Consider the following 12420-nt stretch of genomic DNA (forward strand, 5'->3'; position numbering starts at 1 on the left):
CCGCCCCCACCCCACCCCACCCCACCCCCCGATCTTGCAGTTTCTGCGGCGACATTAAGGATGCCGAAGGGCAAATCGCCAACCAAAAGTGCAAGATCGGCGGGTGGCGGGGTGGGGCGGGGGTGAGGGCTAGGGGAGGGGCCAGGGGAGGGTCAGCTCGCCCTGACGCCAGCGGGTGCTGTTGTCGAGGACGGGCCAGCCCGTTTCCCGCAGGCGGGTCACCGCTCGCAGCCAGCGTTGGCGGGGGCCGAAGGTGGCGTACGGAGCGGCGGCCTGCCAGGCGTCGTCCAGGGCACGGATCAGCGCGTGCACCGGCTCACCGGGCACGTTGCGGTGGATCAACGCCTTGGGCAGCCGCTCGGCCAGCTCGGCGGGGCTGCCCAGCGTGGTGAGCTTCGCGGCCAGGGTCAGCGACCGTGGGCCGTCGGCGTCGATCAGCAGCCAGCTGGCGAGCCGCCCCAACTCGTCACACGTGCCCTCGACGAGCACTCCACCGGGGGCGAGCGCGGCGGTCATCGTCCGCCAGGCTTCGGCCACCTCGCTCTCGTCGTACTGTCGCAGCACGTTGAACGCGCGGACCAGCACCGGCCGGAGCCCGGCCAGCTCGAAACCGCCCCGGGCGAACGTCAGCCCGGGTGGATCGGCGGCCGGTGCCGCGGCTGCCACCCGGGCCGCGTCGATCTCCAACCCGACCAGCCGGACGTCCGGGCGCACCCCGGCCGCCAGCCGAGCGCGCAGCTCCACGGCGGTCACCGGGGTGGCGCCGTAACCGAGGTCGACCACCAGCGGGTCGTCCGCCGCCAGCAGCCGGTCGGCGCAGGTGGCGACGATCCAGTTGTCCACCCGGCGGAGCCGGTTCGGGTTCGTCGTGCCGCGCGTGACCACCCCGACCGGTCGCCGCCGCGCTGTAGGGCTCATGTCGACCTCAGGGCCAATCTCCGTTCGCGGCTGCGGGGCTCGCAAACCCGGCTCACTCCTCGCGCTTCACTGCGTGGTCTCCGTTCGCGGCTGCGGGCTCGCAAACCCGGCTCACTCCTCGCGCTTCACTGCGTGGTCTCCGTTCGCGGCTGCGGGGCTCGCAAACCCGGCTCACTCCTCGCGCTTCACTGGCCCACTCGGTGCACCTTGTGCTGGGCGGCCTGCGCCCGTGGCCGGACCACCAGCCGGTCGACGTTGACGTGCTCGGGGCGGGTGGCGCACCAGGCGATGCAGTCGGCGACGTCCTCGGCGACCAGTGGCCCCGGCACCCCGGCGTAGACGGCGGCTGCCCGTTCCGCGTCGCCCTCGAAGCGGACCAGCCCGAACTCGTCGGTCTTCACCATGCCCGGGTCGATCTCGATGACCCGCAGCGGCCGGCCACACAGCTCCAGGCGGAGCGTGCCGGCGATCGCGGTCTGCGCGTGCTTCGCGGCGGTGTAGCCGCCCCCGCCCTCGTACACGGTCAGGCCGGCGGTGGACGAGACCACCACGATGGTGCCGGAACCGGAGGCTTCCAGCGCCGGCAGCAGCGCCTGGGTGACCCGCAGGGTGCCGAGCACGTTCACGTCGTACATCCACTGCCAGTCGGCGACCGAGCCGGACTCCACCGGGTCCAGCCCGCGCGCCCCGCCAGCGTTGTTGACCAGGAGGGTGACCGGCCCGGGTGCCTGCGCGGCGGCCTCGGCCAGCCGGGCCACCGACTCGTCCGAGGTGATGTCGCAGGTCACCGCGGTGGCCTGCCCGCCGGCGGCGGTGATCTCGGCGACCAGGTCGGTGAGCCGTTCGGCGCGGCGGGCGGCGGCGAGCACGTGGAATCCCTCGGCGGCGAGCCGGCGGGCGGTGGCCGCGCCGATCCCGCTGGACGCTCCCGTGACGATGGCGACTGAGGTCATCCCGACATTGTCACAGTGGGCGTGCCACCGGCCCCGACCGGGCGTGCGGCAGGCATCGGCGGGCGTCCGGGTGATGAGGTCCGTCACCCCGGGGGGCCGCGCCCGGGAATTTCCGGAGGCCGATGGGGAAGATGGCACCGGGCGTACAGGTTGACCGAGAAGCGCCGGTCGTGCGAGACGGCATCAACCGTGACGAAGGAGCGGATGTGGCGGAAATGCACACCGGTGTCGGACGTCAGCGAGGTGCCCAGCCGTGGCCCCGGCCTCGCCGCATCGCCACCCTGTCGGTACACACCTCGCCCCTGCACCAACCCGGCACGGGTGACGCCGGCGGCATGAACGTCTACATCCTCGAAGTCGCCCGGCGTCTCGCCGAGGCCAACGTGGAGGTGGAGATCTTCACCCGGGCCACCTCCGGTGACCTTCCCCCGGTGGTCGAGATGGCACCCGGGGTGCAGGTCCGGCACATCACCTCCGGCCCCCTGGAAGGGCTCACCAAGGAGGAGTTGCCCGGTCAGCTCTGCGCCTTCACCGCCGGTGTGCTGCGCGCGGAGGCATCCCGCCCGCCCGGCCACTACGACCTGATCCACTCGCACTACTGGCTCTCCGGCCAGGTCGGCTGGCTGGCCAAGGAGCGTTGGGGTGTGCCGCTGGTGCACACCGCGCACACCCTCGCCAAGGTCAAGAACGCCCAGCTCGCGGCCGGTGACCGCCCAGAGCCCAAGGCCCGGGTCATCGGCGAGGAGCAGGTGGTCGCCGAGGCCGACCGGCTGGTCGCCAACACCCGGGTCGAGGCCAGCGACCTGCTCGACCGCTACGACGCCGACCCGACCCGGGTTGCCGTCGTGCAACCGGGCGTCGACCTGCACAGGTTCCGGCCCGCGTCGGGCGATCGGTCCGCGGCCGCCCGCAAGGCCCGTCGTCGGCTGGGGCTCCCGGTCGACGGGTACGTGGTCGCCTTCGTCGGCCGGATCCAGCCGCTCAAGGCCCCCGACGTGTTGATCCGCGCGGTGGCTGCCCTGCGGGAGCGCGATCCGGCAGTGGCCGACCAGGTGACAGTGGTGATCTGTGGTGGGCCCAGCGGCAGTGGGCTGGACCGGCCGACCGCCCTGATCGAGTTGGCAGCCAAGCTGGGGGTCACCGACGGGGTGCGGTTCCTGCCACCGCTCACCGGCGACGACCTTCCCGCCCTGTACCGGGCGGCGGATCTGGTCGCGGTCCCGTCGCACAACGAATCGTTCGGGCTGGTCGCCCTGGAGGCGCAGGCCTGCGGTACGCCGGTGCTGGCCGCCGCCGTCGGCGGGCTGGTCACCGCCGTACGGGACCAGGTCAGCGGGGTGCTGATCGACGGGCACGACCCCGTCGACTGGGCGCGTGCGCTGGGCAGCCTGCTGCCGAACCGGGCCCTCCGATCGGTGCTGGCCCGAGGTGCCGAGCAGCACGCCCGGCATTTCTCCTGGGACCGTACGGTCGCGGGTCTGCTCGGGGTCTACGGCGAGGCGATCGCCGCGCACCGTGCCCGGCTCGCCGCCGACCTGGCATGCGACCCGGCGCTCTCCTGCTCCTGGTGACCGGGGGCGTCGGTCGCCACCCGGTGCGCGGGCCGGGTCGGTCGTAGAGTGGGTCCGGTGAGCCCGAAGAGCGATCTTGCGACCCTGATCGAGTCGGTCTGTGCCGAGCGTGACCTGGCCTGGGAGTCGACCGGCCCCAACTCGTACGCGGTGACGCTGCCGGGCACCCACAAGCTCAAGACGGTCTGCAACCTGATCGTCGGCGAGCACGCGCTGCGGATCGAGGCGTTCGTGATGCGTCAGCCGGACGAGCGCCGCGAGGAGTTGTGGGCCTGGCTGTTGCAGCGCAACGCCCGGATGTACGGCGTCTCCTTTTCCACCGACGCGGTCGGCGACGTGTACCTGACCGGTCGGGTCAACCCGGCCGGCGTGGACGCCGACGAGTTGGATCGGCTGCTCGGCGCTGTCCTCACGTACGCCGACGAGTCGTTCGACACGATGCTGGAGATCGGCTTCGGCAGTTCGATCCGGCGCGAGTACGAGTGGCGGGTCAAGCGGGGCGAGTCGACAGCCAACCTGGCCGCCTTCGCGCACCTCTTCGAGCCCTCCGGCGCCGGCCCCGACCCAACCTGACCCGGGCGCCCGCGTGCCCCGGCGCGCCCGGCGCGCCCCACGCCCGGCGCGCCCCACGCCGCCGGCGCTGCGCCCGGCGGGCTCCCCTGCAAGATCGTGCTGGAACCAGGAAGTAGTGGTGTCGTTGACGCCGCGATGCCACTCGATCCTGGATCGAGCACGATCATGGCGAACTGTCGGTGGTTCGGAGTGCTCCTGACGGGTATGCCGCACCGCGCGGTGCGGCAAGGGACCCCCGCGCGCCGATGACGGAGTGCCAAGGAGCGGAGCGTCCCATGGCTCAGCGGAACAGCTCAGGTCGCGGCGCGACTGCGACCAGGACAAAGCGACAGGCCGGCAACCAGACGCCGGGTACGCCAGGAGTCTCCGAGTCGGAGATCTCCCGGATGCGGGTGGACGACATCCGCGGGCAGCTGCGCAAACGCGGGGTCTCCGGGATCTCCGCACTGCGCAAGCCCGACCTGGTGAAACAGCTGGTGCGCTCGATGCGCGCCGGCGCGGGTCGGAGCAGCACCGGCCCGTCGGGCCGGGCCACCGGCACCCGGGCGTCTGCCGGTCGCGCCGCCACCACCAAGAAGTCGGCGGCCAGGCCGGCATCGAGCCGGGCGAAGGCCGCGCCGGCGAACAAGAGCGCGCCCGCGAAGCGGGCCGCCGCAACGAAGGCGACCGCCGCGCGGAAGTCGACGGCGGCCGCGAAGAGGGCACCGGCGAAGAAGGCGACCGCGAGGAAGACGACGACGGCGGCGACGTCGACGGCCGCGCGTAAGACCGCGAGCAGGACGACCGCCGCCCGTAAGACCGCGGCGGCCCGCAAGACCGCGGCAGCGCGGAAGACCACGGCGGCCCGTAAGACAGCGACGGCGCGTACGGCGCCCGCGCGGAAGGCGCCGGCGAAAAAGGCACCGGCGCGGCCGGCGGCGAAGCGTGCGGCGCCGGCCAAGAGCGCGGCGGCGAAGCGTGCGGCGCCGGCCAAGAGCGCGACCAAGCGCACGGCAGCGGCCAAGAGCACGGCGGCCAAGCGCACGGCGCCGGCCAGGAGCACGGCGGCCAAGCGCACGTTCACGCAGTCGACCGGTGGCGGCACGGCGGCCGGCGGGATTCGGACCGGACGGGGTACGGGTCGGTCGGTCCGCAGTTCGCAGGTGATCTCGTCGACCATGGACCGGCCGGAGCGGCCGGGGCGGAGTCTGATCACGGCGAACCACGAGGTGATCAAGCGCTGGGCCCGGGATCGCGGGGCGAAGCCGGCGACCATCGCCGGCACGGAGCGGGATGGTCGGGCGGGGGTGTTGACCTTCAACATTCCCGGATACCGGGAAAGCAGCCGGATCCGCGAGATCACCTGGGATGAGTGGTTCTACACCTTTGACCTGCGGCGGCTGAACCTGATTTATCAGGAACAGTTGCGAGACGGCCGGCAGAGCAACTTCTTCCGGACCGAGTCACCCGATCGGGAAGACGGTTGAGGTGTTTGCGGGAATGGCCGGCGGGTAACCGGCTGTTGCCAACGGACGAGGCCGGAGCAGCGGATACTCGCCAGTTGTGACCGGCGAGACAGCCGTTCTGGGTTGAATCCAGAATCCGGGCGAACTAGCTTTATTGCACCGCGCCACGTTTGGAAACGTTCGGGGGAGCGGCGGATCGATCAGATCCGCGCACCAGACGAGGCGCGAGGGGACGGGTGGAATAACCGTTGGGGGACGGTTCCCACCTGTTTGGACCGGCGGCGTGAGCGGGCGATGCTTACGGGGGTGAGTGTTGCCCGCCGCCGCCGGCCCCGCCGGCGGGCGCCCACCACGACCTCAGGGACGTGGTGGGCGCTTTGCGTCGTTATCCGGTCGGTACGCGGTCTGCGGCGTTCTTCGGTTCCGGGTCGGTGACCCGGCGCAGGGCGGCCACGTGCCGTTCCCGGGGTGGTCCGGCGAGCAGGTGCCCGAGCGCTGCCAGCAGGCCCAGTCCACCCACGATCAGCCAGTGCCGGTCGCCGAGGTGCTGAAGGCTCACCCCGCCGAGGGTGGGCGCGACGAACGCCGCGGCCGGGAAGGTCAGGTAGAAGACCGACTGGTAGCGCGCCCGTAGCTGTGGTGGTGCCAGGTCGGCGTTGATCTGCGCGTTGGGCGGGGCGGCGAGCATCGAACCGACCGTCCAGATCACCGCGGCACCGAGGTAAATGGCCAGTTCGTCGGCGATGGCGAGCGCCCCGAAGCCGAGCGCGAGCAGCGCGGTGGAGGCGGCCAGCACGACGTCCTTGCGGTGCCGGTCGATCAGTCGGGGCACGAACAGCTGCCCGACCACGATCAGCGCGCCGCCGAGCGCCACCACCAGCCCGTACGCCGATGGCCCCAGGCCGTCCGCGCGCATCGCCAGCGGCATGATCGTCGACGTCTGCATGGTGAGTACGGCCAGCACGAAGGTGAGCCCGACGAAGACCAGGAAGGTGCGGTCGGTGAGCGCGGTGTGCAGTCCCGGTCGACGGACCCGGACGGACCTCGGTGCCGCGCGGGTGGCGGGCGGAAGGCCGGCCACCGGCTGGGCCAGTCGCAGGGTTTCCGGCACCTTCCAGGCGATCACGGCGGCGGCGGTGAGGGTGGCACCCGCGTCGACCAGGAACAGCGCCGTGAAGCTCGCCTCGGCCAGGATGCCGGCGAGCAGCGAGGCGACCGCCATGCCCAGGTTGAACGCCCAGAACTGGAGGTTGAACGCGCGCGAGCGGCGCTCGGCGGGCACCACGTCGACGATCGCGGCGACGAACGCGGGGCTGGGCATCGAGTGGACCACGCCGATCAGCGCGGAGAGCACAGCGATCAGCAGCAGTGGCCGGGTGAAGGCGAGCGCCACCATCAGACCGACAGTGGCCAGGTGCGCGGCGAGCAGGGTTGCCCGGCGTCCCCAGCGGTCGGCGAGCACCCCGCCGAACAGGACGCCGGCCGCCCCACCGGCCCCGTACGCGCCGACCACGGTGCCGGCCAGACCTTCGCTCGCGCCGCGTACGTCGGTGAGGTAGAGCGAGAGGAACAGCATGGCGAACGCGCCGGCCCGGTTGATCAGCAGGCCGGCCCAGAGGTACCAGAAGGTGGCGGGGAGCCCGCCTGCGGTGTCGTCCCACCAGCGCCGCAGGGCGTGCACCAGACCTCCCGACAGTTCAGACTGTTAACTGTTTCCACTGCACAGTAGGAAGTCCGGCCCCGACGCGCCAGCCGTTAAGCCTCGGCGGGCTGCGGCGCCCGGGTCGCGGTGGCTGGCGCCAGTGCCTCGCCGGAACGGCGCAGCGCGGTTGCCCGCCGCTCCCGGGCCGGGCCCGACACCAGGTGGGCGACAGCGGTCAGGAGGCCGAGCGCGGCGCAGCCGTACCAGAGCGTGTCGTTGCCGGCATGCTCGCGGACCAGGCCACCGAGGATCGGCGCGCTGGCCCCGGCGATCTGCCACGAGAGGGAGAACACGCCCTGGTAGCGCCCGCGTAGCTCGGCCGGGGAGAGTTCGGCGATCAGCGTGGAGTTGGAGGGCGAGTTCAGCATCTCGCCGACCGTCCAGATCAGCACTGTCAGCCCGTAGAACCAGGGGGTGCCGGCGAAGGCGGTCAGCCCGAACCCCACACCCATCACCACCGAGGCCAGCGCGAGCACGTGCGAGCGGCTCCGACCCCGGATCAGTCGGGGTACGAAGAGTTGGCCGACCACGATGAGGATGCCGTTGAGCGCGATCACCGAGCCGTAGGTGGCCGGGCTCAGACCGTCGTCGCCCATCGCGATCGGCAGCATCGAGATGTGCTGGAGGAACACCAGCGCGGCGAACAGGTTGAGCGCCACGAAGCCGAGGTAGACCCGGTCGGTGAGAATCGTGCGCAGGGCACCGCGCGGGGCGGCCCTCGTGGCGGTGGCGGGGCCGACCTGGCGGGTCTCCGGCACCTTGCTGAAGATGATCAGCGCGGTGATCAGCATGGTGGCCGCGTCGACCACGAACAGCAACAGGTAGTTGGCCTGCGCGGCGAGACCGGCGAGGACGGCGGCGCAGGCGAAGCCCAGGTTGATCGCCCAGTAGTTGAGCGAGAAGGCGCGCAGTCGGTCCTTCGCCGGCACCACGTCGATCATCATCGCCCCGAACGCGGGCCGGGCCGCCTCGGCGAACATGCCGAGCAGCAGCGCGCCCAGCGCCACCGCCCAGAGGTCCCGGGCCAGTCCGAGCGCGAGCATCATGGCCGCCGCGCCCACGTGCGCGGTGAGCAGCGTCGGTCGGCGGCCCCACCGGTCCGCGAGGGTGCCGCCGGCGGTGGTGCCGAACGCCCCACCGACGCCCCAGAGGCCGATCACCAGCCCGGCCTGGGAGGCCGAGAAGCCACGTTCCTGGGTCAGGTAGATCGCGAGGAAGACGAGGACGAACGAGCCGAGCCGGTTGATCAGGGTGCCCGACCACAGGTACCAGAAGGTGGTCGGTAGGCCGCCGGTGGTGTCCCGGAACCAACTCCGCATCGTCCGCATATGGCGCCCCGCTTGCAAGTAATGACCGATGTGACTGTTGCGCCTTACAACCCTAGTGGCGGGCGGATCTGCTGGTCACCCGCTTTTTCACGTGGTGGTCGTCACGACGGCTGCCCGCGTGTCCCCGCAGCGGTTGAGGCAGGATGATCCGCATGACTGCGAGCGAAGGGCCCACCATCGGGACGCTGGTCCTGCTGCGACACGGTGAGAGCGACTGGAATGCCAAGAACCTCTTCACCGGTTGGGTGGACGTCGACCTGACCGAGAAGGGCGAGGGTGAGGCGCGGCGCGGCGGCGAGCTGCTGCGCGAGCACAGCCTCCTGCCCGACGTCGTGCACACCAGCGTGATGCGTCGTGCGATCCGCACCGCCGAGCTGGCGCTCAACGCCGCCGACCGGCACTGGATCGCGGTGCGCCGGTCGTGGCGGCTCAATGAGCGGCACTACGGCGCCCTGCAGGGCAAGAACAAGAAGCAGACCCTCGACGAGTACGGCGAGGAGCAGTTCATGCTCTGGCGCCGGTCGTACGACACGCCGCCGCCGCCGATCGACGACAACGACGAGTGGTCGCAGGTGGGTGACCCTCGCTACGCGCTGCTGCCGACCGAGCTGATGCCGCGCACCGAGTGCCTCAAGGACGTCGTCGAGCGGATGCTGCCGTACTGGTACGACTCGATCGTGCCGGACATCCTGGCCGGCCGGACGGTGCTGGTGGCAGCGCACGGCAACTCGCTGCGTGCCCTCGTCAAGCACCTCGACCAGATCTCTGACGAGGCGATCGCGAAGCTGAACATCCCGACGGGCATCCCGCTGCGCTACGACCTCGACCCGCAGCTGCGCCCGCTGACCCTGGGCGGCACCTACCTCGACCCGACCGCCGCCAAGGCGGCGGCCGCGGCGGTGGCCAACCAGGGGCGCTGAGCTACCAGAAGGGGCCCCTCGTTCACCGCGCAGAGCGATGGCGAGGGGCCCCTTTCCGGTGCGTCAGTTGCCGCTGGGCGTGCTCTCCCCGGTGATCAGGTAGATCACGTGCTCGCCGGCGTTGACAGCGTGGTCGGCGAAGCGCTCGTAGAAGCGGCCCAGCAGGGTGGCGTCGATGGCCGTCTCCACCCCGTACGGCCAGTCGTCACCGAGCAGCACCGCGAACAGGTTCTTGTGCAGCTCGTCCATGGCGTCGTCGTCGCGGTCCAACTCACCGGCGAGGTCGGCGTCGGGCTTCGCCAGCACCGAACCGATCTTCACGGCCATCCGGTCGGCGATCTCGGACATCTCGGTGAAGACCGTCCGCAGCTCGGCCGGGACGGCCGGGGAGGGGTGCCGGCGCAGCGCGGTCTTCGCCACGTGCTCGGCCAGGTCGCCCATCCGCTCCAGATCGGCGGCCACGTGCAGCGCGGTGATCATCGCCCGGAGGTCGGAGGCGACCGGTGCCTGTCGGGCGAGCAGGTCGCAGACCCGCTCCTCGACGTGCCGGTAGAGGTCGTCGATCTCGGCGTCCCGCTCGATGACCGTCTCGGCGGCCTGCCGGTCGGCGGTGAGCAGGGCCCGGGTGGCCTGGCGCATGGCGGCGCGGACGCCCTCCGCCATGTCCACCAGCAGTTGGCTGACGATCTGGAGGTCGGCCCGGAACTCGTCGCGCATCATCACGTCCTGTGGTCGGTCGCCGCCGACGGGTGCCGGCGCAGGGGTTTGAGCAGGTGTGACGCCAACGGTAGGGCGCGCGGACGGACCCCGGATGAACCACGGTGAACGACGCCAGACGTGGGGGTGAACAGTTGTGTAAGTGAGGGTGTTTCGTCCCGTTCTGTGTGGTAGCCAGGTTAACAATGACCCTACGATCGCCGGGTGGAGTGGGCAGTGGCGGTCGTGGTGGTCGTGGCGTTGGTGGCCGGGATGGTCGCCGGTCTGCTGCTGCCCCGGTTCCTGCCGAGGCGGGACGACCGCTCCGCGTCGACGGGGAGCGTCAGCTTCCGCTGGAACAGGGGGAGGCCCGCGATAGCCGACGAGCAGCAGGCCGGGCTCGGCCGCCGGACGATCGACTCGCTCCGGGCCGGTGTCGTGGTACTGGACAACGACGACGTCCCCGTGTTGATCAACCCGGCCGCCCGCGCGATGGGGTTGCTGCGGACCGGCAGCACCCCCGGCTCGATCGCCGCGCACCCACTGATCCGTACCCTCGCCGGCCAGGTGCGACGCACCGGCGTACGGCGCGAGATCGAGCTGGACCTGCCCCGGGGTCGCGACAGCGCGGGGGAGAACCCGCTCGGCGTGCACCTGCGGGCGATGGGCCTCGGCAACGGCTTCATCGCGGTCGAGGCGGTCGACGTGACCGAGTCGCACCGGCTGACCCGGGTGCGACGCGACTTCGTGGCCAACGTGAGCCACGAGCTGAAGACCCCGATCGGGGCCCTGCAACTGCTCGCCGAGGCGTTGCTGGACGCCACCGAGCCGGCCGACGCCGCGGCCTCCGACCTTCCCGAGGACCTGGTGGCCGCCCGCCGGTTCGCCGAGCGGATCCAGCACGAGTCGACCCGCCTCGGCCGGCTGGTGCAGGAGTTGCTGGAACTGACCCGGTTGCAGGGCGCTGAGCCGCAGCCGCCACCGGAGCCGGTCGCGCTGGACTGGGTGATCGCCGAGGTGGTCGACCGGACCCGCACCACAGCCTCCGCCCGAGGGGTCACGGTGGCCGTGGACGGTGAGCGTGGTCTCACCGCGTACGGCAGCGACTCCCAACTCGCCACGGCGGTGGCGAACCTGGTGGAGAACGCCATCAACTACTCGGGTGAGGACACCACGGTCCGAGTCACCCTGCGCGGCGACGACGAGCACGTCGAGGTCGCCGTCGCCGACCAGGGCATCGGTATCGCCCCCACCGACGTCGACCGGATCTTCGAACGGTTCTACCGGGCCGACCAGGCCCGCTCGCGTGCCACCGGCGGCACCGGGCTCGGCCTGGCGATCGTGAAACACATTGCGAGCAACCATGGCGGACGGGTCGAGGTGTCGAGCACTCTTGGTGGTGGATCGACGTTCACCCTCCGGCTGCCCGCCAGTCCACCGGATGACCTCCTGGCGACACTGCCGCCGGTTGGGATCGAGTCCGGTCCGACTGGGCTACGGCAGGTCTGACAGCAAATGGAAAGGAAATCCCCGTTGAGCCGCGTTCTCGTGGTCGAGGACGAGGAGTCGTTCTCCGACGCCTTGTCGTACATGCTCCGTAAGGAGGGCTTTGAGGTTTCGGTCGCCGCGACCGGCACCGACGCTCTCACCGAGTTCGACCGGACCGGCGCCGACATCGTGCTGCTCGACCTGATGTTGCCCGAGATGTCGGGCACCGAGGTCTGCCGGCAGTTGCGGCAACGCTCTGCCGTGCCGATCATCATGGTCACCGCCCGGGACAGCGAGATCGACAAGGTGGTCGGGCTGGAGATCGGTGCCGACGACTACGTGACGAAGCCGTACTCGCCTCGGGAACTGGTCGCCCGGATCCGGGCGGTGCTGCGCCGGCAGAGCCCGGAGGTGGCGGAGGCGGGTGCGCCGACGCTGGCCGCCGGCCCGGTGCGGATGGACATCGAACGGCACGTGGTGACCGTCGACGGCGGTGCGGTGCAGCTGCCGCTGAAGGAGTTCGAACTGCTGGAGCTGCTGCTGCGCAACGCCGGCCGGGTGCTCACCCGAGGCCAGCTCATCGACCGGGTCTGGGGTGCCGACTACGTCGGTGACACCAAGACGCTCGACGTGCACGTCAAGCGGCTGCGCTCGAAGATCGAGCCGGAGCCGTCCGCGCCGCGATTCATCGTGACCGTCCGGGGCCTGGGCTACAAGTTCGAGCCGTGATCGGCGTACCCGAAGGGGGCCCGCGCTCGACGCGGGCCCCCTTCGGCCTGTTTGCGCCTGCTCAGCGAGCCAGTTTCGGGGGCCCAGCCACCTGTGC

11 protein-coding genes and 1 pseudogene are annotated in these 12420 nt (G+C 71.3%); 6 read left to right on the plus strand and 6 right to left on the minus strand.

What is annotated here, in order from left to right; all coding sequences use genetic code 11:
* Positions 1 to 129 precede the first annotated feature (129 nt).
* Together IF22_RS0106980 and IF22_RS0106985 are read right to left on the minus strand one after the other, a co-directional pair.
* Entirely contained in the window at positions 130 to 918 is a 789-nt protein-coding gene (locus tag IF22_RS0106980; RefSeq protein WP_030329684.1) for a hypothetical protein, read from the minus strand.
* 185 nt (positions 919 to 1103) lie between these two features.
* On the minus strand, positions 1104 to 1871 hold the full coding sequence (locus tag IF22_RS0106985; RefSeq protein WP_030329685.1) for an SDR family oxidoreductase: 768 nt from the start codon (positions 1869 to 1871) through the stop codon (positions 1104 to 1106).
* A 206-nt stretch (positions 1872 to 2077) separates the two neighbouring features.
* On the opposite strand from IF22_RS0106985, the gene mshA reads away from it, so the two are divergent.
* Together mshA and IF22_RS0106995 are read left to right on the plus strand one after the other, a co-directional pair.
* On the plus strand, positions 2078 to 3442 hold the full coding sequence (mshA, locus tag IF22_RS0106990) for a D-inositol-3-phosphate glycosyltransferase (RefSeq protein ID WP_030329686.1): 1365 nt from the start codon (positions 2078 to 2080) through the stop codon (positions 3440 to 3442).
* A 57-nt stretch (positions 3443 to 3499) separates the two neighbouring features.
* Positions 3500 to 4015, plus strand: coding sequence for a type III secretion system chaperone family protein (locus tag IF22_RS0106995; RefSeq protein ID WP_030329687.1), 516 nt, complete (start codon positions 3500 to 3502; stop codon positions 4013 to 4015).
* Positions 4016 to 4295: 280 nt separating this feature from the next.
* Here the strand turns inward: IF22_RS0106995 and IF22_RS36405 are convergent, their stop codons facing one another.
* Positions 4296 to 5174 (minus strand): hypothetical protein, encoded by an 879-nt coding sequence (locus tag IF22_RS36405; protein WP_245233556.1) that lies wholly within the window; start codon positions 5172 to 5174, stop codon positions 4296 to 4298.
* On the opposite strand from IF22_RS36405, the pseudogene IF22_RS36410 reads away from it, so the two are divergent.
* A pseudogene (locus IF22_RS36410) lies at positions 5086 to 5481 on the plus strand (hypothetical protein); the annotation flags it as partial. The gene IF22_RS36405 and the pseudogene IF22_RS36410 overlap by 89 nt on opposite strands.
* A 364-nt stretch (positions 5482 to 5845) precedes the next feature.
* On the opposite strand, the gene IF22_RS0107005 reads toward IF22_RS36410, so the two are convergent.
* Complete coding sequence (locus tag IF22_RS0107005) at positions 5846 to 7141, minus strand: MFS transporter (protein WP_030329689.1); 1296 nt, start codon at positions 7139 to 7141, stop codon at positions 5846 to 5848.
* A 74-nt stretch (positions 7142 to 7215) separates the two neighbouring features.
* Positions 7216 to 8490 (minus strand): MDR family MFS transporter, encoded by a 1275-nt coding sequence (locus IF22_RS0107010; protein ID WP_030329690.1) that lies wholly within the window; start codon positions 8488 to 8490, stop codon positions 7216 to 7218.
* Positions 8491 to 8642: 152 nt separating this feature from the next.
* Between IF22_RS0107010 and IF22_RS0107015 the strand changes: the two genes are divergently transcribed.
* Positions 8643 to 9410, plus strand: a complete 768-nt coding sequence (locus tag IF22_RS0107015) for a phosphoglyceromutase (RefSeq protein WP_030329691.1) — start codon at positions 8643 to 8645, stop codon at positions 9408 to 9410.
* Between the two features lie 63 nt (positions 9411 to 9473).
* Here the strand turns inward: IF22_RS0107015 and phoU are convergent, their stop codons facing one another.
* Positions 9474 to 10127: a phosphate signaling complex protein PhoU gene (gene phoU, locus IF22_RS0107020; RefSeq protein WP_030329692.1), complete on the minus strand. Its 654-nt coding sequence runs from the start codon at positions 10125 to 10127 to the stop codon at positions 9474 to 9476.
* Positions 10128 to 10331: 204 nt separating this feature from the next.
* On the opposite strand from phoU, the gene IF22_RS0107025 reads away from it, so the two are divergent.
* Positions 10332 to 11615 carry a sensor histidine kinase gene (locus tag IF22_RS0107025; protein WP_030329694.1) on the plus strand — a complete coding sequence of 428 codons (1284 nt, stop codon included), beginning with the start codon at positions 10332 to 10334 and terminating at the stop codon, positions 11613 to 11615.
* A gap of 24 nt (positions 11616 to 11639) precedes the next feature.
* On the plus strand, positions 11640 to 12323 hold the full coding sequence (locus IF22_RS0107030) for a response regulator transcription factor (protein WP_030329696.1): 684 nt from the start codon (positions 11640 to 11642) through the stop codon (positions 12321 to 12323).
* Positions 12324 to 12420: the final 97 nt, after the last annotated feature.

The organism is Micromonospora parva, assembly GCF_000718515.1.
GTDB lineage: Bacteria > Actinomycetota > Actinomycetes > Mycobacteriales > Micromonosporaceae > Micromonospora > Micromonospora parva.

Bases quoted from the DNA above. Each gene is read 5' to 3' on its own strand.
- IF22_RS0107015 (WP_030329691.1), top strand. From the start codon at position 8,643: ATGACTGCGAGCGAAGGGCCCACCATCGGGACGCTGGTCCTGCTGCGA.
- IF22_RS0106985 (WP_030329685.1), bottom strand. From the start codon at position 1,871: ATGACCTCAGTCGCCATCGTCACGGGAGCGTCCAGCGGGATCGGCGCG.
- phoU (WP_030329692.1), bottom strand. From the start codon at position 10,127: ATGCGCGACGAGTTCCGGGCCGACCTCCAGATCGTCAGCCAACTGCTG.
- IF22_RS36405 (WP_245233556.1), bottom strand. From the start codon at position 5,174: ATGGTCGACGAGATCACCTGCGAACTGCGGACCGACCGACCCGTACCC.
- IF22_RS0107010 (WP_030329690.1), bottom strand. From the start codon at position 8,490: ATGCGGACGATGCGGAGTTGGTTCCGGGACACCACCGGCGGCCTACCG.
- IF22_RS0106980 (WP_030329684.1), bottom strand. From the start codon at position 918: ATGAGCCCTACAGCGCGGCGGCGACCGGTCGGGGTGGTCACGCGCGGC.